General features: G+C 66.3%; 19 protein-coding genes. 11 read left to right on the top strand and 8 right to left on the bottom strand.

All coding sequences use genetic code 11. The annotated features are described in order from the left end of the window. Positions 1-5: 5 nt before the first annotated feature. The 6 genes from gspI to HDG33_RS28010 are packed head-to-tail and all read left to right on the top strand — an operon-like array spanning position 6 to position 4,913. Positions 6-398, top strand: coding sequence for a type II secretion system minor pseudopilin GspI (gene gspI / locus HDG33_RS28035; RefSeq protein WP_184036959.1), 393 nt, complete (start codon positions 6-8; stop codon positions 396-398). Further along, positions 376-1,050, top strand: coding sequence for a type II secretion system protein J (locus HDG33_RS28030; RefSeq protein WP_090802328.1), 675 nt, complete (start codon positions 376-378; stop codon positions 1,048-1,050). The genes gspI and HDG33_RS28030 overlap by 23 nt, the downstream gene beginning before the upstream one ends. 1 nt (position 1,051) lies before the next feature. After that, positions 1,052-2,167, top strand: a complete 1,116-nt coding sequence (gene gspK / locus HDG33_RS28025; protein WP_184036817.1) for a type II secretion system minor pseudopilin GspK — start codon at positions 1,052-1,054, stop codon at positions 2,165-2,167. A 28-nt stretch (positions 2,168-2,195) separates the two neighbouring features. Beyond that, positions 2,196-3,605, top strand: coding sequence for a type II secretion system protein GspL (gene gspL / locus HDG33_RS28020; protein WP_184036814.1), 1,410 nt, complete (start codon positions 2,196-2,198; stop codon positions 3,603-3,605). Beyond that, positions 3,602-4,105: a type II secretion system protein M gene (locus HDG33_RS28015; protein WP_184036811.1), complete on the top strand. Its 504-nt coding sequence runs from the start codon at positions 3,602-3,604 to the stop codon at positions 4,103-4,105. The genes gspL and HDG33_RS28015 overlap by 4 nt, the downstream gene beginning before the upstream one ends. Before the next feature lie 28 nt (positions 4,106-4,133). Continuing rightward, a complete protein-coding gene (locus tag HDG33_RS28010) occupies positions 4,134-4,913 on the top strand; it encodes a type II secretion system protein N (RefSeq protein WP_184036809.1) in 780 nt (259 codons plus the stop codon). A gap of 138 nt (positions 4,914-5,051) precedes the next feature. Here HDG33_RS28010 and HDG33_RS28005 read toward each other — a convergent pair whose 3' ends face one another. Both HDG33_RS28005 and HDG33_RS28000 read right to left on the bottom strand, forming a co-directional pair. Next, positions 5,052-6,656: an efflux transporter outer membrane subunit gene (locus HDG33_RS28005; protein ID WP_184036806.1), complete on the bottom strand. Its 1,605-nt coding sequence runs from the start codon at positions 6,654-6,656 to the stop codon at positions 5,052-5,054. Positions 6,657-6,935: 279 nt separating this feature from the next. Next, positions 6,936-7,334: a hypothetical protein gene (locus HDG33_RS28000; RefSeq protein ID WP_184036804.1), complete on the bottom strand. Its 399-nt coding sequence runs from the start codon at positions 7,332-7,334 to the stop codon at positions 6,936-6,938. A 259-nt stretch (positions 7,335-7,593) separates the two neighbouring features. Between HDG33_RS28000 and HDG33_RS27995 the strand changes: the two genes are divergently transcribed. Together HDG33_RS27995 and HDG33_RS27990 are read left to right on the top strand one after the other, a co-directional pair. Beyond that, positions 7,594-8,100, top strand: coding sequence for a MarR family winged helix-turn-helix transcriptional regulator (locus HDG33_RS27995; RefSeq protein WP_184036802.1), 507 nt, complete (start codon positions 7,594-7,596; stop codon positions 8,098-8,100). A gap of 211 nt (positions 8,101-8,311) precedes the next feature. Beyond that, the gene (locus HDG33_RS27990) at positions 8,312-9,874 is read left to right on the top strand and encodes a DHA2 family efflux MFS transporter permease subunit (RefSeq protein ID WP_184036800.1); all 1,563 of its coding nucleotides are present in this window, start codon (positions 8,312-8,314) and stop codon (positions 9,872-9,874) included. A gap of 51 nt (positions 9,875-9,925) precedes the next feature. Here the strand turns inward: HDG33_RS27990 and HDG33_RS27985 are convergent, their stop codons facing one another. The 4 genes from HDG33_RS27985 to ada form a co-directional block, all read right to left on the bottom strand. Next, complete coding sequence (locus tag HDG33_RS27985) at positions 9,926-10,441, bottom strand: hypothetical protein (protein ID WP_311540095.1); 516 nt, start codon at positions 10,439-10,441, stop codon at positions 9,926-9,928. 223 nt (positions 10,442-10,664) lie between these two features. Beyond that, positions 10,665-12,281: a glutamate--cysteine ligase gene (gene gshA, locus HDG33_RS27980; protein WP_184036796.1), complete on the bottom strand. Its 1,617-nt coding sequence runs from the start codon at positions 12,279-12,281 to the stop codon at positions 10,665-10,667. A 213-nt stretch (positions 12,282-12,494) separates the two neighbouring features. After that, the gene (locus tag HDG33_RS27975) at positions 12,495-13,415 is read right to left on the bottom strand and encodes a DNA-3-methyladenine glycosylase (protein WP_184036794.1); all 921 of its coding nucleotides are present in this window, start codon (positions 13,413-13,415) and stop codon (positions 12,495-12,497) included. Beyond that, positions 13,412-14,572: a bifunctional DNA-binding transcriptional regulator/O6-methylguanine-DNA methyltransferase Ada gene (ada, locus tag HDG33_RS27970; RefSeq protein ID WP_184036957.1), complete on the bottom strand. Its 1,161-nt coding sequence runs from the start codon at positions 14,570-14,572 to the stop codon at positions 13,412-13,414. Before ada ends, HDG33_RS27975 begins: the two co-directional genes overlap by 4 nt. A 492-nt stretch (positions 14,573-15,064) precedes the next feature. Between ada and HDG33_RS27965 the strand changes: the two genes are divergently transcribed. Then, positions 15,065-15,490: a VOC family protein gene (locus HDG33_RS27965; protein WP_018418913.1), complete on the top strand. Its 426-nt coding sequence runs from the start codon at positions 15,065-15,067 to the stop codon at positions 15,488-15,490. 44 nt (positions 15,491-15,534) lie between these two features. Here HDG33_RS27965 and HDG33_RS27960 read toward each other — a convergent pair whose 3' ends face one another. Then, a complete protein-coding gene (locus tag HDG33_RS27960; RefSeq protein ID WP_026228986.1) occupies positions 15,535-16,089 on the bottom strand; it encodes a YaeQ family protein in 555 nt (184 codons plus the stop codon). A gap of 142 nt (positions 16,090-16,231) precedes the next feature. Then, on the bottom strand, positions 16,232-17,209 hold the full coding sequence (locus tag HDG33_RS27955) for a LysR family transcriptional regulator (RefSeq protein WP_184036791.1): 978 nt from the start codon (positions 17,207-17,209) through the stop codon (positions 16,232-16,234). Positions 17,210-17,380: 171 nt separating this feature from the next. Here HDG33_RS27955 and HDG33_RS27950 point away from each other — a divergent pair, with 171 nt between their 5' ends. After that, positions 17,381-18,829 carry an aldehyde dehydrogenase family protein gene (locus HDG33_RS27950; protein WP_184036787.1) on the top strand — a complete coding sequence of 483 codons (1,449 nt, stop codon included), beginning with the start codon at positions 17,381-17,383 and terminating at the stop codon, positions 18,827-18,829. Positions 18,830-18,988: 159 nt separating this feature from the next. Further along, entirely contained in the window at positions 18,989-19,993 is a 1,005-nt protein-coding gene (locus tag HDG33_RS27945) for an arabinose ABC transporter substrate-binding protein (protein ID WP_184036784.1), read from the top strand. Positions 19,994-20,011 lie beyond the last annotated feature (18 nt).

Here is a 20,011-nt window from a genome sequence, read left to right as displayed (position 1 = left end):
TCATGATGCGCGATGTCGGGTGCCGCGAGGAGCGTGGCTTCACGATGATCGAGGTGCTGGTCGCGCTCGCCATCATCGCGATCGCGCTTGCCGCGTCGCTGCGCGCGGTCGGCAGTCTCGCGAGCGGCGAAGCCGATCTGCACCGGCGTCTGCTCGCCGGCTGGAGCGCGGACAACGCGCTCGCGGACCTTCATCTGAAGCATGCATGGCCCAACATCGGCTCGACGAGCTTCGATTGCTCGCAAGGCAATCTGCAACTGCGCTGTACCGAGCATGTGACGGCGACGCCGAATCCGGTGTTTCGCCGTGTCGAAGTGAGGGTGACGATGCCAGGGCAGTCCGGCAATCTCGCGCAGATGGTCACGGTGGTCGCGAATGAAAACAACCGCTCGCTGTGAGCGCCGTCGCCGTTATGGCGCGCGCGGCTTCACGCTGATCGAACTGCTGGTCGCGATCGCGATCCTCGCGGTGATCGCCGTGCTGTCATGGCGCGGGCTCGATCAGATCATCCGCGGCCGCACGACGATCACGAACGCGATGGAAGACGAACGCGTGTTCGCGCAGCTGTTCGACCAGATGCGCATCGACGCACGCCAGGCCGCCAGCGACGACGAATCGGGCCAGGCCGCGGTCTCGGTGTCCGGCAACGCGCTGCAGATCGTGCGGCACATGGTGCTGCCGGCCACCGCGCCGCGTCTGCAGGTGGTGCGCTATCAGATCTCGAACGGCCGCGTGGTGCGCTACGCGTCGCCGCCGCTCGGCAACGTCGGCGAATTGCGGCGCGCGTTGCACGGCAGCGACGAAGGCTGGAGCGCGGTGCCGCTGATGGGTGGCGTCGGCTCGATCTCGGCGCGCATGTACGTGCCGAAGCTCGGCTGGACCATACGGATGAACGACGTACAGACCGCGATGACCGAGGCCGTCAACAACCTGAAGGTGCCGCAGCTCGGCAACGCGCCGATGCCGCGCTCGGTGACGGGGCTCGAGGTCAGCATCGGCGCAACATCGCTCGCGCGGCCGGTCACGCGCGTTTTTCTGGTCGGAGAATGACATGACGTTCTCCTCGTCGCCGTCGAAAAAGTCGGCATCCGGTTCGCGCGTGGCCGGCGCGCGCGAGCGCGGTGTGGCCATCATCAGCGCGCTGCTCGTCGTCGCGCTGTCGGCGATCCTCGTGTCCGGCATGTTGTGGCGCCAGCAGGTGCAAATCCGGCGCATCGAGAATCAGCGGCTGTTGTCGCAGGCGCAATGGGTCGCGCGCGGCGCGCTCGACTGGACCCGGCTGATTCTGCGGTCCGAAGGCGATACGTCGGCTGGCATCACGTATCTGGGCGGCTTGTGGGGCGTGCCGATCGCGAAAACCCGGCTGTCGGATTTTCTCGGCCAGATTGGCGAGGTACGCGCTGAGCAAGGCGCGGCCACCTACCTGTCGGGCTCGATCGAGGACGCGCAGTCCCGATTCAATCTGCGCAATCTGGTCGCAAGTCCGGCGCCCGGCGTGACGCAAATCAGCGCCGAGCAGATGGCCGCGTACCAGCGCCTGCTGGTGTCGCTCGGCCTGAGCGGGCAGCTCGCCAAAGTGACCGCGCTGCACGTGCGCGCGGGGCTGTCGCAATCGGCGACGCGCTTTCAGACCGGCACGTCGATCAGCAGCACGCCGCAAGTGGGCGGCGGCGGCGGTATGACGGGCGGCAACTTCACGAACCAGCCCGGCATCGAGGACGGCGACGACAACGTGGCGGTCGCGCCGCTGCTGATGACGAGCGTCGATTCGCTGCTCGACATTCCGGGCTACACGCCGGAGATCGTCGCGAAGCTGCGGCCGTTCGTCACCGTGCTGCCTACGACCACCGCGATCAACATGAACACCGCGTCGGCCGAAGTGATCGCGGCGGTGGTGCCGGGCATGACCGTGTCGCAGGCGCAAGCACTCGTCGCGCGGCGCCAGACCGTGTTTTTCCGCAACGCCGGCGACGTGCAGCTCGCGCTGACCGCCGCCGGTGTGCAATCGGTGTCGATCGATCCGAATGAGTTCGACGTCAACTCGAGCTACTTTTTAGTCCACGGCAGTGTGCAGCACGAGCGCGCCGAAGTGGATCGCACGACGCTCGTCTATCGCGATCCGCTAACTCACACCACGCGTATCGTGCGGGTACAAGACCAACTATGAACAACGCAATCCACAGAGAGAGTGGCCTTTGAGCACGCTGATCGTCCTATTGCCACCGCGTGATCCGGCGGTGCCCTCGCAGGAATGGCAACTGCCCGAGCTGCCGTTCGTGCTGCTCGACAAGACGGGGCGCACGCAGCGCGCCGGCCGCTCGGCGCTCGCGCTGCTGCCGCGCGCCGGCACGACGGTGCTGATGCTCGCCGCGCGCGACCTGCTGCTGATGCCCGCGACGCTGCCGCCGCTGCGTGGCCCAAAGCTGCGCCAGGCGCTGCCCAATATCGTCGAGGATCAACTGATCCAGGACCCGCAGACCTGCCACATCGCGGTCGATCCGCAGGGGCTTGGTGAAGGTCGGCACCTGCTCGCGATCATTGATCGCGGCTGGTTCCGTTTCATCTGTGAGGCGTTCACGGCGGCCGGTCATCGCAGTCTGCGCGCGGTGCCGGTCACGCGTTGCCTGCCGCTGGCGCCGGTGACCGAAGTTGCCGCGAACGTCGATGAAACAGCCGAAGTGCGCGAGCCGGCGATGGCCGGCGCGGCGAGCGTCGCGACGTCGCTACCGGGCGTCGCGCCGGTGGTCGCGCCCGAAGCGCCGTCCATCGTGCCGATGGTGGCCGCGGTGCTCGGTGCGGTCGTGCAGACCGCACCCGCGCTGCTCGTCGAGGGCGCGCTCGACAGCGGCGTGCCGCGCGTCGAACTGGCGATTGCACGCGGTGTCCAGGGCGAGGGTTTCGCGGCGCCGGCCGATGCGGTGAACGCGACGCTGTCCGCGCTAGCGGGTGCGGCGCCGGTGTCGCTGTACATGCTGACCGAGGTGCCCGGCAACGAGCCGAACCAATCCACGACGAGTCCCGCGCGGCTCGCCTCGCATATTCACGGCGCGAGTCCGCTGCCGTTCGAGCAGCTCGCGCGGCGCGCGCTCGAATGCCGCTTCGACCTGTGCCAGTTCGAATTCGCGTCGCAGCCGTGGCGCCTCGATCGCGCGACGCTGCGGCGTCTGCGTCTGCCGATCGTGCTCGCGCTCGCCGCGCTCGTCGTCGCGATCATCGGCGCGAACGTGCAGTGGCTGATGCTTGCGCGTCAGCGTGACGCGATCAACACGCAGATGACGGAGCTGCTCCTCAATACGTTCCCGAAGACGACCGTCGTACTCGACGCGCCCGATCAGATGGCGCGTCAGGTGCAACAGCTGCGCGTGGCGGCGGGCGAGCTGTCGCCGGAGGATTTCCTGTCGCTCGCCGACGGCCTCGCGCGCTCGCTGTCGCCGCTGCCGGTCAACGGCATTGCCGCGCTCGACTATCACGAGCACCGCCTCGACGTGACCTTCAAACCCGCGGTCAAGGTCGACCCCGACTTCGCCAGGCGCCTCTCGCGCAACGGCCTTACCGGCGCGATCGACAGCAGTACCGGCAAGTGGACCATCAGGAACGGACAATGAAAGCTGAACTCGCTCAAACATGGGCTGGCTTCTGGGACCAGCGCACCGATCGTGAAAAGGCGCTGCTGACGTGGGGCGGCGCCGCGCTCGCCGTGGCGATTGCGTGGTCGGTGCTGTGGGCGCCCGCGCAGGATGGCCGCGCGCACCTGCGTGAATCGCTGCCCAGCCTGCAGCGGCAGCTTGCGCAGATGACCGCGCAGTCGCACGAGGCGCGCTCGCTGTCGGCGGCCGCGCAAGGTGTCGCGCCGACCGGCGCGGCGCTGAAGGACGCGCTTTCCGCATCGCTCGGCGAACATGGCCTCGCCGCGACGCAGGTGCAGTTCGTCGGCAACGCGGTGCAGGTGCAAATGAAAAACGTGGCGTTTCCGGCCTGGACCGCGTGGGTCGATGACGTGCGCAAGCAGTTCAAGGTGCAGGTCTCCGAGGCGCACATCACCGCGTTGAAAGACGACGGCCAGGTCGATCTGACGGTCGCGCTGCAACCATCGACCGCGAAATAACAACGCGCCGCTCGCTACAGGATCTCGCATGAATTACTGGATGTGGCGCCTGCGTGCGGCGCTGCCGTGGCTGGTGGTCGCCGTTTTGTCGGTGGCGGCCGTGACGCTCGCGTTACTGCCGGCCGCCTGGATTACGCCGCAGTTCGCGCGGCAAACGCACGGGCACGTCAATCTCGTCGACGCCGAGGGCTCGCTGTGGCATGGCTCGGCGACCCTGATGCTGGCCGCCGGCGCCGATATGAGCGCGGCGACGCTGCTGCCTGGTCGGATCGAATGGCGCACGGCGTTCTGGCCGCTTTTCACCGGACGCGTGCGCATGGTCATGCGCCATAGCGAGGCGATGCCCGACCCGGTCACGGTCGAAGCGACCCCGCGCGGCGCAACCGTCACGCCCGGCGTGCTCGCGGTGCCGGCGTCGCTGCTCGTGGGGCTTGGCGCGCCATTCAACACGCTCGATCTGCAGGGCAACGTGCAGCTGTCGTGGTCCGAGTGGCGCAGTTTCAACGGCGAAGCGTTCGGCCAGCTGACGATGATGCTCGACGACGTCAGCTCCCGGGTGTCGCTCGTGAAGCCGCTCGGGTCGTACCGGGTCAGGTTTCAGGCGCAGGGCACGTCGTCGGCGCTCGATCTGAGCACGATCAAGGGTCCGTTGACGCTGACCGGCAGCGGCACGGTGTCGGCCGCATCGACGTCGTTTCATGGCACGGCGAGCGCCGCGCCGGAACAGCACGATAACCTCGCCGGCCTGCTGAATCTGCTTGGCCGGCCTAGCGGGCCGGATACGGTGGCGCTGACGTTCGTGCGCTGAGTTGGGGCTGACGTGCGCTGATGTGTGCCGAGGCGCGTGTTTCGCGCGCGTGGCGCGATGAAAAAAGAGGCATGGCCGCGAGTTGCGACCACGCCTCTTCTGTTTTGTGGCATTGCTGCGCGGCGAGCGCAGCGGACATTATTTGCTCTGCACCCGCGCTTGCGGCGCGTCTGTGCCCGACGCGGTGCTCTGTGCGATGAACGGCGCGCCGACTGACGTGGCCGCAGCCGTCGGCGCCGATGCCGGCAGCGGCGCGGGCGCCGCGACATCGCCGGTCTCGCGATTCATCTGCGACGCGTCCCAGCCGCCGCCGAGCGCCTTCACGAGCCCCACCGACGACACCATCCGCTGCCCGGCGATATTCTCGAGCTCCTGTTCGGCCGTGAAAGCCGTGGTCTGCGCGGTCAGCACATTGACGAAGCCGACCGTACCCGCCTTGTACTCGTTCGTCACGATGGCGAGCGCCTGGCGCGCCGAGTCGACCGCCTGCCGCTGCACGACGATTTCCTGTTCGAGGATGCGCAGCGACACGAGGTTGTCCTCGACGTCCTGGAACGCGGCGAGCACCGTCTGCCGATAGGTCGCGACATCCGCGTCATAGGTGGCACGCGCGGCCTCGGTTTGCGCTTTGCGCAGGCCGGCGTCGAAGATCGTCCCGGCCAGTTGCGGGCCGAGCGTCCAGAAGCGCGACGGCAACGTCAACAATTGCGAGAACACCGAGTTCTCGAAGCCGCCGGTCGCCGACAGCGTCAGCGACGGGAAGAAGGCGGCGATCGCCACGCCGATCTGCTCGTTCGCCGCCGCGGCTTTGCGTTCCGCCGATGCGATATCCGGCCTGCGTTCGAGCAGCGCGGAGGGCATCTGCGCAGGCACGGCGGGCGGCGTCGCGGTGAGCGGCATCGGCGGCAGGGAGAACATCGACGCGGGCACGCCGACCAGCACCGCGATCGCGTGCTCGTCCTGCGCGCGCTGGATGCCGTTGTCGATCGCGGCGGCCTGCGCCGATTGCAGCTGCGTTTGCGCCTGGATCACGTCCGAGCGGGCGGCGACGCCGGCCGCGTACTGATTCTGCGTGAGTTGCAGCGAGCGCTGATAGGCGATCACGGTGTCGTCGAGCAGCTTCTGCGTGGAGTCGAGCGCGCGCAGCAGGAAGTAGGTCTGCGCGAGCGTGGCCTGGGCGGACAGGCGCGCGTTCGCGAGGTCGGCGGCCGCGCCCTGCTGGCCGGCTTTCTGCGCGTTGACCGAGCGCGTGACCGAGCCCCACAGGTCGGGCTCCCAGCTCGCCGTCATCTGCACGTTGAAGCTGTTGGTGATGCCCTCGCGACTGGTCGCCGTAGTCGCATTGCCACTGGTTTGCGTGCCGTTGCCCGAGCGCGTCGCGCCCGCCGACGCACCGATCGTCGGGAAGTACGCTGCCCGCGCTTCGCCGACGAGCGCGCGCGCCTGCCGGTAGCTCGCGGCGAATTGCGCGATGGTCTGGTTCGCGGTGTTGAGCTTGGCTTCGAGTTCGTTGAGCTTCGGGTCTTCGTAAATCGCCCACCAGTCGCCGCGGTCGTGTTGATCGGCGGGTTCGGCGACTTTCCAGCCGGGCGCGGCTTCCTTGAACGACGCGGGGATCTCGGTGGCCGGCCGCTGATAGTTCGGACCGACCGCGCAGGCGGCCAGGAGCGTCGCGCAGGCCGCGCTCACGGCAAGGGACAGGACGCGCGGCGCAAGCGCCCGCGACATTCGATCAGACTGCATGCAATGAATTCCTTCTGGACGCCGCAATGCGGCCGGGAATGGCGCCACCGGCCGGGCGAGATCGTGGTCTGCCGGAATGTTAGCGTATGAGCCCGCGCGAGAGCGGGAAACTGAAAGCCGAAAGGTTAATGCGAGGCGGTGCGCAGGTGTGTTACTTGCGGTGACGCGCTGGTTACGCGTTGTTACCGGCGGCGCGAGGGGCTGCGGGTTCGCGGTCGTTCAGATGGCTAGACGAAGCGAAACTGTGTGCCGAAAAGCGCGCTGCGAATCGGTGCACCTTCAGAGCCGCGATTCCGTGGATTGGGTCTGCTGGCGTTGACGCTGACACGCGAGCTTGCCAGCGGAGGCCCGGCACGACGCACCGCCAGGCGCGAGGCAAGCGTTACCGCTGTTGGCCGTCGCGGGGACGACGTTTCCCGCCTTTATCACGAAGCTTTCCTTCGGCAGCACGATCTCGCTGGATTCCTCGCCCACAACGCTGCCTTTCCTCGCCCGCTTCGTCCCCCTTCGATGCTCGGCCCACGCGAGCAACGCGACACCCACCGACCCACCCGGCAGCACGAACAGGCCCGCAAACAGTGCGAGCTTCCACCAGCGGTGTCGGCCCTGGAAGGTATGGAGTGCGGAATCGGTCAGTGAGCGGCTGAGGCCGCCAAGCGTGTTTTTGAGGTACAGCATCGGGGAAATCCTTTGGCGCGCGTCGCGAGGCGGGCGACGTGCGGTCGATCGGTCAGAACATGGTCTCGAATGGCGCAGGACGCGCGAAACTCATTGCTTGTCATAATATTGACTATGCAATCAAATTTCAAGATACTGTGCGGCGCAATTGATTCGACTGTTGTATTTCGGTTGGCCTCGTTGCGCACCGCAAAATGCGATTTGACTTGTCTGCTTAGGCAGCTAAACTTCGTCTTGCCTGGATGTTGCGGATAACCCCATGACTGATGGCCCCTACAAAGCGGACGAGGTCGAGCTCACGAGCAGTCTCGGCTACTACCTGACGAAAGCGCGCAACGTGCTGGTCGAGCGCACGGACCGTGCAGTCAAGCCGCTCGGGCTCACCGCGCAGCAGATCGGCGTGATTCTGATGCTGTCGTCGCGGCGCGCGAGCACGCCATTCGAGCTGTCGCGCGCGATGTCGTACGACAGCGGCTCGATGACGCGTCTGCTCGACCGGCTGGAAAAGAAGGGCTTCGTCGTGCGCACGCGCAGCAGCGACGACCGACGCATGGTGAAGCTTGAGCTGACGCCGCAGGGCCACGAGGCCGCGCGCCAGTTGCCGAACCTCGGCGCAACTGTGCTGAACGACCAGTTGCGCGGTTTTACCGCCGAGGAGCACGCGACGCTGATTCACCTGCTCGCCCGTTTCATCGCAAACGGTCCCGAGGGAGACGCCGACGTGGGTTGCGGACCGGCGCCACCGCCGGACGAGCCGCCGGGATGAGCCGAAGCATGCGTCAAACAATGGTCGTCGTCGGATGGCGGCGGCGCGTCATCACGAAGTACTAGCAGGACAATCACGAGGCGCTTTTCCAAGGCGTCATTGTCATCAGATATCTGTCTGGGCAGAGGGTGATGCGGCATGCAAGCATGGTATCTGAAACACGCGATAAGGCTGCCGCGACAAGCTTTCGCCGCCTGAGGAGAACAGACCTATGGATGCCACGGCTTCCAACGCCACGCTGCCCGCAGCAGAACTCGCCCCGCTCCAGGGCGGCACGCTCGCGCTGCTGACCGTCGGCCTTGCGCTCGGCACCTTCATGGAGGTGCTCGACACCTCGATCGCGAACGTCGCGGTGCCGACCATTTCCGGCAGCCTCGGCGTCGCCGCAAGCCAGGGCACCTGGGTGATCTCGTCGTACTCGGTCGCCTCGGCGATCGCCGTGCCGCTGACCGGCTGGCTCGCGCGACGCGTCGGCGAGGTACGACTTTTCACGCTGTCCGTGCTGCTGTTCACGATCGCGTCGGCGGCCTGCGGTTTCGCGCACAACTTCGAATCGCTGATCGCCTTCCGGCTCGTGCAAGGGCTCGTGTCCGGGCCGATGGTGCCGCTGTCGCAGACGATCCTGATGCGCTCCTACCCGCCCGCCAAACGTGGACTCGCGCTCGGCTTATGGGCGATGACCGTGATCTGCGCGCCGATCTTCGGCCCGGTGATGGGCGGCTACATCACCGATAACTTCACGTGGCCGTGGATCTTCTACATCAACGTGCCGATCGGCCTGTTCTCGGCGTTCTGCGCGTATCTGCTGCTGCGTGGCCGCGAGACGCAGACGACGCGCCAGCGCATCGACGCGGTGGGCCTCGTGCTGCTCGTGACTGGCGTGTCGTGTCTGCAGATGATGCTCGACCTCGGCAAGGACCGCGACTGGTTCAACTCGACGTTCATCGTGGCGCTCGCCGTGATCGCGCTCGTGTCGATCGCGTTCCTGCTCGTGTGGGAGTTGACCGAGAAGGAGCCGATCGTCGACCTGTCGCTGTTCAAGGATCGCAACTTCGCGCTCGGCGTCGTGATCGTCTCGTTCGGCTTCATGGCGTTCTTCGGCTCGGTGGTGATCTTCCCGCTATGGCTGCAAACGGTGATGGGCTATACGGCCGGCCTCGCGGGTCTCGCCACGGCACCGGTCGGATTGCTCGCGCTGTTTCTGTCGCCGATGATCGGCAAGAACATGCATCGGCTCAATCTGCGCATGGTCGCGAGCTTCGCGTTCATCGTGTTCGCGATCGTATCGTTCTGGAACTCGACGTTCACGCTCGACGTGCCGTTCGGCCACGTGATCCTGCCGCGGCTCGTGCAGGGGATCGGCGTCGCCTGCTTCTTCGTGCCGATGACGACGATCACGCTGTCGAGCGTGTCCGACGAGCGTCTTGCAAGCGCGTCGGGTTTGTCGAACTTTTTCCGCACGTTGTCGGGCGCGATCGGCACCGCGATCAGCACGACGTTCTGGGAAAACGACACGATCTATCACCACGCGATGCTTGCAGATACGGTCAACACGTATTCGGCGAACACCAACGCCTATACGAATGCGCTGGCGGGCGCCGGGCTCTCCGGCGACAGTCTGATCGCGCAGCTGAACCAGGTGGTGACGAGTCAGGCGTACATGATGGCCACCAACGACTTCTTCCGCATCTCGGGCGCGGCGTTTATCGTGCTGGCGGTGCTCGTGTGGATCACGAAGCCGCGCAAAGGCACCGGGCCTTCATTGGGACACTGAAGCAAACGCGCGGCAGCGGCGAACGCATCGCCGCTGCGGCCACCGCTCGATCTATTGCGACATCACCTCGCCATTCGGCAGCCTGGTCGTGTTACGGGGCATCGTCTCCGGATGCGTCGCATCGGGCGCGTTCTGCGATGGCGTCGCGCTGCCTTGCGGCGCGCTGGCGGCTGTGCCCGTGGTGCCTCTCACATACTGCTTGAAATCCGCACCGGCTTCCCACGGATTCGGCTTGCAGCCGAGCGAGCTGTCGCAATGCGCCGAAAAGCCGATCGTGGTGGTGCCATCGGGACCTGCGGCGCGCGTGATCTGAAAAGCGAGCGCGCGCTTGCCGCCGTCCGGGCCGGCGGTCTGGATCAGCGAGTCGTTAGCGGTCTCGATCTTGTACTTCGAATGACTCGCGACCCACGTTTGCGCCCGTTGCCACCAGAGGTCGCATTCGGCCTTGTTCGAACACGTCAACGGCCTGGTCGCGATCTGCATGACATCGGGATCGACCTGACCCTGGGTCGAGCATGCCGTCGCCGCCACGAGACACAGCGCGGCCAACAGAGCTTTGTTCCTCACGTCGATACCTCCCCTGTGGAGCATGTCATAAGATTTTGGACCACCCCATCGAAGCGGTGTTTCACCCAGACCAGAGAATCGCGGCATCGCGCGGAGTATTTGCCGATTCCACGGACGCCTGAAGAGCGCAATCCGTAGAGGTTACCTGCGCGTTACTCGGGGCAAAGAAAAAGCGGCCACGTGGGCCGCTTGAAGCACTTCCGGGATGCTGTGGTCCGAACGCTCAGACGCTGAAGCGATTGAGCGTATAGGCCCGATACGCAGCGACGAATGCATCGAACGAACCAACCTCGTCGCGTTCGAGCTTCGCCTGTTCGTCGAGCGATCGCACCGCGAGGTCGGCAAACGCCTTGGACTGCGCGGCATCGAGCGGACGCGCACGGAAGTACGCGGCGTGCGCTTCGCTTTGCGCGAGGCCGAACGCGAGGAAGCTTTGCTGCTGGTCGCGCATCGTTTGCAGCACGCGCGCCGATGGCGTCAGCGACACGTCCGCGAGCTTCGCGCGTTGCGCGGCGACCGCGCGCGCGTGTTCGTCGCCGCCCTTCAGGCTGTCGAGCACGGCCGCCGCGGCGTCGATTTTCACGAGCAGTTCGTCGGCCCAGTCGATCATCGCGACCGGCTTGCCGTCGCGAACCAGTTCGAGGCCTGGCTTGCGGCCTTCCATCGTCACGCGGCCGAAGTTCTGGTTCGCTTCGGTGTACGCGGGCGGAGGCAGGGGCGCGCTGTCGTCGAGCGCGCACACGAGCAGGTACGCGTCGAGAAAGCGCGACGTTTCGAGCGAAATGCCGGCCGGCTCGAACGGATCGATGTCCATGCAACGCACTTCGACGTATTGCACGCCGCGCGCGGCGAGCGCATGCAACGGCCGCTCACCCGGATACGTGACGCGCTTCGGACGAATCGTCGAATAGAACTCGTTTTCGATCTGCAGCACGTTGGTGTTGATCTGCACCCACTCGCCGTCGCGTTGCGTGCCGATCTGCTCGTAGGCGGGATACGGCTGGCTCACGGCTTTCGCGAGCGCGTCGAGATAGCCGGGCAGCGTGTCGTAGTCAACGTGCAGCGCGGCTTGCGCGGCCGTGTTCGAATAGCCGAGATCGCTCATGCGCAGGCTGGTCGCGTACGGGCGGTACAGCGTGTCGGCGTCGAACGTGTCGAGCGTGTGTTTGCGATCGCGGAGAAAGCGCCGATCGAGCGCCGGCGACGCGCCGAACAGATACATCAGCAGCCAGTTCGTGCGGCGGAAATTGCGGATCAGCGCGAGGTAGCGGTCGGACTGGAAGTCGACGGCGTTCGCGGTGGATTGCTGATCGGCGTGCAGCAGGCGCCACACGTCTTCGCTCAGCGAATAGTTATAGTGGATGCCCGCGATGCACTGCATCGTGCGGCCATAGCGCAGCGCGAGGCCGACGCGGTACACGTACTTCAGCTTGCCGATGTTCGAGGTGCCGTAGTGCGCGATCGGAATGCCATCGTCGGTGGCGGGCAACAGTCCCGGCATCGAGTTGTTCCACAGGATCTCGTCGCCGAGCTCCGCATAGACGAAACGATGCAGCACGTCGAGTTGCGCGAGGGTTTCGGCGGCGTCCTGCTCAGCCGGCGTGATCAGCTCGAGCAGCGCCTCGGAGTAGTCGGTCGTCAGCGACGGGTGCGTGAGCGCCGAGCCGAGCCCGCGCGGATGCGGCGTCATCGCGAGCTGGCCGTTGCGCGTCACGCGCAGGCTTTCCCTTTCGATGCCGCGCAGGCCGCGTATCAGCACATCGCGCTGCGGGCTCGAGTCGAGCACGGACAGGCGGTGCGAAAGCGCGTCGGTCGTGCAGGAAGGTGTGGTGTTTGGCATTGATGCAAGTTGGGCGTTGCCGGTCGCCGTGTATCGCCAGACGATTCACAGACGGTATAGCGGCTGACAACGTTCGGCGGAATTTTCAGTAGCGGGCACTTTAACATCTCGCCAGAACCGCTGCTTGCGGCCGCTTCGGCGGAGTTTCAGCGGGCACGTCGAGGTCGCGCTGAACTACATCATCGCCATCGGCACGTCGCGACGACGCTCAGCTCATCCCCCGCGCGCAGCGCCCGCCCGATCCGCCACCTCGTTCCACAGATGCATCGCGGCATACGCGCGATACGGCCGCCACGCGTCGGTGCGGCTGCGCTGCTGCGCGGGCCGTACGAGCGAAGGATCGCGCGCGCAGATCGATTGCATCAGCACGAGATCCGCCTCGGGCCATGCATCGGGATCGCGCCATGCACGCATCGCGACGTATTCGACGGTCCATGGGCCGATGCCCGCGAGCGCGAGCAATGCGGCGCGCAGGCTCGCGGCGTCGACGGTGTCGCCGCTGTCGAGCGGCACGTCGCCGCTCGCGACCGCACGCGCGAAGCCCTGCAACGCAGCGACGCGTTTGCCCGGCATGCCGATCTGCGCGAGATCGACTTCGGCGAGCGCGGCCGGCGTCGGAAAACGCCACGCGGTGTTTTCGTGCGGATGCCCGTCGATGCGTTCGCCCGCTCGCTGCACGAGCCGTCCGATGATGGTCGTCGCGGCCTTCACGCTGACCTGCTGACCGACGATCGCGCGCACCACCAGTTCGAAGCCGGACCACGCGCCCGGCACGCGCAGGCCGGGCACCGCGGCGACGAGCGGCGCGAGCCACGGGTCCGCCGCGAGTCCGGCGGCGATCTTCTTTGGATCGGCGCGCAGATCGAACATTCTTGCGATTGGCGCGGCGAGTGCGTCGGCGTGGCGGCTCGCCGGCCCTTCGATACTCGCGACGATGCAGCGCTTGCGCGGATGCAGCCGCACGCTGAGTGTGCCGCCGTCGCCGTTCCAGTCGATCGCGCGACGATACGCGCCGTCCTCGACGGCTTCGACGCCAGGCGTCGCGCGGCCGCTGAAAAAGCGCAGCAGCCGCGGCCAGTCGAACGGTGCCTTGAACGGCAATTCGAGAGTTGCAACCTCGTTAAGCGTGCTCAAGCGGCGTGATCCAGTTGGGAGTTGTGGGAGTCGGCATCTGTGCGGCTTGCGTCGCGGCGGGGCGCGTCGCTGGCTGAAACACCGCCTGCGTGCTGCGCCTCATTGTCGAGCAACGCGGCCTTGCGCGGCAGCCCCCAGCGATAGCCGGCGAGCGCCCCGCCCTTCTGCACGACGCGATGGCAAGGAATCGCGAGCGCGACCGGGTTGGTCGCGCATGCGCTCGCGACGGCGCGCACCGCCCGCGGCGAGCCGACCGCCTCGGCGATCTGCGAATAGCTGCGTGTCTCGCCGTACGGGATTCGCCGCAGCGCATCCCACACGCGCTGCTTGAATGCGGTCGACGCGATATCGAGCGGCAACTCGAAGTCCTGGCGCGTGCCGCGCAGATACGCGTCGATCTGTGCGATGAACGGCGCAAGCCGGCCGGCGTCTTCGCGCAGCTCGGCATTCGCGAACTCGCCGCGCAATTCGTCGATCAGCAGCGCGGTGTCGTCGCCGAAACCGATCTTGCAGATGCCCTTGTCGGTCGCGGCGACCAGCACGAAGCCGAGCGAGGTCGGCGCGCTCGCATAGCGCACCGTCAGGCCCGCGCCCTTGCGGCGATACGCGGACGGCGCCATGCCGAGCTCGGCCGGCGCGCTGTCGTACATTCGCGACGGCGAGCCGAAACCGGCGTCGAGCGTCGCGCGCGTGACGTCGGCGCCGCCCTGCAGCGCATCGCGCAACGCGGCGCCGCGCTGCGCGGCCTGGTACTGACGCGGCGAGACGCCGACCACGCGCTTGAACAGGCGCTGCAAATGGAACGGGCTCACGTGCACGGCATCGCTCAGTTGCGCGAGCGTGAGGCGCTGCTGCGGATCGGCGTCGAGCGCGGCGCACGCCCTGGCGACGATGTCGAGCTCGCGCGGCAGACCACCGGGCTGGCAGCGCTTGCAATCGCGAAAGCCCGCGGCGCGCGCGGCGGCGGCATCGGTGAAGAAAGCGACGTTTTCGCGGCGCGGCTGGCGCGACGCGCACGACGGCCGGCAGAACACGCCGGTCGTCCTGACCGCGTAGAAGAATGCGCCGTCGGCATCGCGGTCGCGCTGGGTGACGGCGTCCCAGCGTTCGTCGTCGGTGCGCCACTGGGTGGTGTCGACGTCGGCGGCGGCGCGCATGGGGGCGGAATGGCGAGTGGTGGCGTTCATGATGTCCTGGGAGCCCGGATGGGCAGGCAGTGTCGATGCTCATCAATCTAGGCCCGAACGCTACACAGTACGCGCCGGATCTTGCTCTGTCATTCGGACGCGCTTGTCCGTACCCGTAGTGGGGTCAAACCCGGCAAATCGCAATCCGAAGCGCCTTGGAATGCCCGGCGGCCGGACGTTTTGCCTCAAAGTGCGGCAATTTCGCACGATATCGGGTTTTCCCTTAAAAAGTTATTGCGTCGCACCAAGCCGATGTGTATATTAGTGCTTGTCTCCTCCATGTCTCCTCCTGATATGGATTCAGCCCGCTCCACTTGAGCGGGCTTTTTTTTGCCTGCGTTTTGTCCGCGCCTGGTCCGCATTTGGTCCGGTTCGCCCACGACTTCCCGCCGATCCACCCCGCCCTTTCCTTTCTCCTACACTTCCTAATCGGTTCTCCGAACTAGCGAAAGGGCGTTCGACATGAAAATCCACATTCGCGAGATCGACCACGTCGTGATCCGGGCGACGCACGTCGAAACCCTCGCGCGCTTTTACTGCGACGTACTCGGTTGCAGCGTTGAAAAGGAGCAGCGCGAACTCGGCCTCACGCAACTGCGCGCGGGCCGATCGCTGATCGATCTGCTGCAGGTCGGCGCGAAGCTCGATCGCGCGGAAAACGGCGCGGCGGGCACGGGGCGCAACATGGACCACCTGTGTCTGCGCGTCGAATCGTTCGACGCCGACGCGCTGAAGGCGCATCTGAGCGCGCATGGCGCGCGGCTCGGCGAACAGGGAGTGCGTTATGGCGCGGACGGATTCGGGCCGTCGCTGTATCTGTTCGACCCGGAGGGCAATATGGTCGAGCTGAAGGGGGCGCCGGAAGCGGCGCGGGTCACGTCGCTCTGAATGCGAGAACGAAGCGGCGCAAAAACTGGTTCAGACCTGAGCCGTCACGCATCGGCGGGCGCCTTCAGTACGGTCCAGTCGATCTTCACCGCATCGGCTTCGGCGCTGCCGAGCCATGCTTCGCCGTCCTGCACCGTGCATTGCAGCCGCATCGTGCGTTCGGCAAGGGAGCCGAGCGATGCCGCGACGTCTTCGCCGAGCGTCCAGACCGTCACGTTGCGCAGGCGCTCGACCTTGTTGCGCACGCCCTGCCACCAGATTTCCGAAGTACGCCCGCCATACGCGATCACGACCACGTGATTCGCCCGCCCGCTCGCCTTGGCGATGCGGCGCTCATCGGGCTGGCCGACCTCGATCCACGTGTCGATCGCGCCGGTCAGATCCTTCGCCCACAGATCCGGTTCGTCGACATCCGACAAACCTTTGCAGAACTCCAGCCGTTCCTGCGCGAACAGCGCGAACGCGGCGACGCGGACCATCATCCGTTCGTCGGTTTCGGAGGGGTGACGGGCGATCGTCAGCGAATGGTCGGCGTAATAGTGCCGGTCCATGTCAGCGATCTGCAGTTCCGCCTTGTATATCGTCGATTTGAGAGCCATGCCGTTGCTAAACCAGGCGCTCGCTCCACCGGAGCGCAGCGAAAATGAATCGTCGACGGCGCGTTGCCGTTTCTTGTGTTTGCTGTACATCGGATGTTCCTCCCGCGCCGTCAGCCGGTGCCTATGACACAGAAGGAAGCATTTACCGGGCCACCGCGGGTTCCGTGGCCGTGCCGTATACGTCGCGAGCCGCATCTCGCAGCGCGTCGAGCACGACGGCGGCCGCCGGCGACAACAGATGCGACTGGCGCGTGATGATACCGAATGTATCCATCCTGCAAGGCAAATCGATCGGGACGCGCTTCAATACCCCGTACTGTTGGTACTGGCGCGCCACTTCATCGGGCAATACCGCCAACATGTCGCTTTGCAGCAGCAGGCTCGAAATCGCGAGGAAGTTGTTGGTATTGACGACGTTCTGCGGCGGATTCAGGCCGATCTGCGAAAACATCAGATCGAAGCGATGGCGCAGCACGCTGCCCGGCGGATGCAGCACCCAGCTCGCGTTGACGATACCGCGCAGCGTCAATCCCGTTTCATTTTCGAGCGGATGGCCGGGACGCGCGACCACGCACAGCGGTTCGTCGGCGAGCGGTTCGTAGCGCACGTCGGTCTTGAACTGGTTCTGCCTTTCGAGCACGCGGCCGATCATGATGTCGAGATCGCCTTCGGCGAGCCGCGGCAGCATCACGTCGGAGGTCTCGACCTCGGCCCAGATCTGCAGCTGCGGATAACGCTCCTTCACGCTCGCGATCGCGCGCGGCACCATCGTCGCGGCGGCCGCGGCGATCACGCCGATACGCACCTGACCCGCGAGCCCCGAGCGCAGCGCCGAGATTTCGTCGTGCGCCTGGCTCAGGTTCGACAGCACCATGCGCGCGTGGCGGATCATCACCTCGCCGTACAGCGTCGCGTGCATACCGTGCGGCGTGCGGTCGAACAGACTCACGCCGAGCATGTCCTCGAGCTCTTTCAACAGGCGCGACGCGGCCGGCTGCGTCATGCCGAGCACGTCGGCCGCGCGGCGCACGTTGCCCTCCTCCTCCATCGCGGCAAGCAGCAGCAACTGGCGCGTCTTCAGCCGCGCGCGCACGAACCAGTTCGAATAGCTACGCGTCATCGCAGGGTCTCCTGGGTTTTTACGAGCGATGTTTGTACGTTCTTCCTCTGAAGCTCCATGATGCCATACCGAAACTGATATCGGAGAAGCCTAAAAAGGGATTGGAAAGTTATTGGGCCGGCTCATACCATTCGTGGACTTTGTGAACTTACGGTGCGCCTTTTTTCGCCGATGAACCGCGATCCGCTCGTCCCCCTCGTTGCCAGCCCGTTTCGCCATTACATCAATGGCGGATGGGAGACCGGCGCGACCACGGGCGTGTCGCTCAATCCGTCGGATCTCGACGAGCCGGTCGGCGAATACGTGCGCGCCGACGTGCGGCAGACCGACAGCGCGATCGAGGCTGCGCACGCGGCGTTTCGCGACTGGTCGCTCGCCTCCGCACAGCGCCGCGCCGACGCGCTCGACGCGATCGGCAGCGAAATGCTCGCGCGCCGCGAGGAGCTGGCCCGGCTGCTCGCGCGTGAAGTCGGCAAGGTGCTGCCCGAGGCGCTCGCCGAAGCGACGCGCGCAGGGCAACTGTTCAAGCTGTTCGCGGCCGAGGCGCTGCGCGCGTTCGTCGAGCCGCTCGCGTCGGCGCGTGCCGGCGTCGAAATCGACATGACGCGCGAGCCGCTCGGGGTGGTCGGCATCATCGCGCCTTGGAGCGCGCCGCTCGCGATCGCCGCGGCGAAGATCGGCGCCGCGCTCGCGCACGGCAACTGCGTCGTCTACAAGCCGGCCGAATCGGCGCCGGCCTGCGCGGCGGCGCTCGCGTCGATCGTCAGTCGCGCGGGCTTGCCGGCCGGCGTGTTCAACCTCGTGATGGGCAGCGGACGCAAGGTCGGTGCGCGCATCGTCGCACATCCGCTCGTCGCGGCGATCAGCTTCTCAGGTTCGTCCGACACCGGCACGCGCGTGCTGCAGGCCGCCGCGACGCGCCAGGCGCGCGTGCAGCTCGAGATGGGTGGCAAGAATCCGTTCGTCGTGCTGGCCGACGCCGATCTCGACGGCGCGGTCGACGCGGCGCTCACCGGTGCCTTCAGCGCGACCGGCCAGCGCAGCACGGCTGCCGCGCGGCTGATCGTCGAACGCGCGGTGTTCGCGCCGTTCGTCGACGCGTTGCAGGCAAAGCTCGCGAAACTCACCGTCGATCACGCGTTGAAGCACGGCACCGATATCGGCCCGGTGGCGAACGCCGCGCAGCTCGAACGCAATCTCGAGTACGTGCGCGTCGGTGAGCAGGAAGGCGCGCAGTTGCTGCGCGGCGGGCGGCGACTGGAGCGCGCGACGCGCGGCTATTTTTTCGAGCCGGCGCTGTTTATCGGCGAGTCGGAGCATCGCATCGCGCGTGAAGAGATTTTCGGGCCGCTCGCGGTCGTGCTGCGCGCGGACGATTACGAACACGCGCTACATCTCGCGAACGACACCGCCTACGGACTGTGCGCCGGCATCTGCACGCGCTCGCTCGAACGCGCGCGGCATTTTCGCCGCCACGTGCAGAGCGGTCTCGTCACGATCAATCTGCCGACCACGACCGTCGAGCATCATGGACCCGGCGGCGGGCGCAAGGCGTCGGCCTATGGCGCGAGCGATGCCGCGTTCTGGACCGCCGTGAAAACGGCGTACCTGGCGAGCTAGAAGCAATGAGCCGCGCCACCGTTTTCACCGCGACTTGCGCGAACCGCCCGGCGTGCCGCGCGCAGATCCGCCCCGATTCGCGCGACGGCTGACGCCGCCCGCGTTACCCGCTGCAACTACACGACATCAATGCAGCTTTTCACCCTCAGGAGACAGTAGATGACCAGCAAGCTTCGCCGTTTGACCCTGACCGCGATGGCCGCCGCCGCCCTCGCCGCCCCGTTCGCCGCACAACTGTCCGCCCACGCGGATGAGCCGCTCAAAGTCGGCTTCCTCGTGAAGATGCCCGAACAGGCGTGGTTCATCAACGAACAGAAAGCCGCGACCGCGCTCGGCAAGAAGGACGGCTTCTCGGTCGTCAACATCGGCACGCCCGATGGCGAAAAGGTGCTGGCGGCGATCGACAACCTCGGCGCGCAAGGCGCGAAGGGCTTCGTGATCTGCGCGCCCGACGTGCGTCTCGGACCGGCGATTCAGGCGCGCGCGAAGCGCTACAACATGAAGTTCGTGACCGTCGACGACCAGTTGGTCGATTCGACCGGCAAGCCGCTGGCGAACGTGCCGCACCTCGGCATGTCGGCCTTCAAGATCGGCAACCAGGTGGGCCAGGCGATCACCGACGAAATGAAGCGCCGCGGCTGGAAGCCTGAGGAAGTCGGCGCGCTGCGTATCACGGACTATGAGCTGCCGACCGCGAAGCTGCGCACCGACGGCGCGACGCAGTCGCTGCTCGCCGGCGGCTTCAAGAAGGAAAACGTCTTCGACGCGCCGCAGAAAACCACCGACGACGAAGGCGGCTTCAACGCGGTGTCGCCGGTGCTCGCGCAGCATCCGAACATCAAGAAGTGGGTGATCTTCGCGCTCAACGAGGAAAGCGTGCTCGGCGGCGTGCGCGCGACCGAACAGCTGCATATTCCGGCCGCGGACGTGATCGGCGTCGGCATCAACGGCGCGGGCGAGGCGTTCGCCGAGTTCCAGAAGAAGGAACCGACGGGCTTCTACGGCACGATCGCGGTCAGCTCGACGAACCACGGCAAGGAAAGCACCGAGAACCTTATCGAGTGGATCAAGGACGACAAGCAGCCGCCCGCCGACACGCAAACCACCGGCAAGCTGATGGTGCGCGGCAACTGGCTGGACGTGCGCAAGGAACTGGGTATTTAAGCGAGGTTCTCGCAGCAG

The sequence above is a fragment of the Paraburkholderia sp. Cpub6 genome (assembly GCF_014201065.1).
Classification (GTDB): Bacteria; Pseudomonadota; Gammaproteobacteria; order Burkholderiales; family Burkholderiaceae; genus Paraburkholderia; species Paraburkholderia tuberum.
Note: the sequence above shows the minus strand (reverse complement) of the source record. Positions and strands in the feature narration are given on the sequence as shown.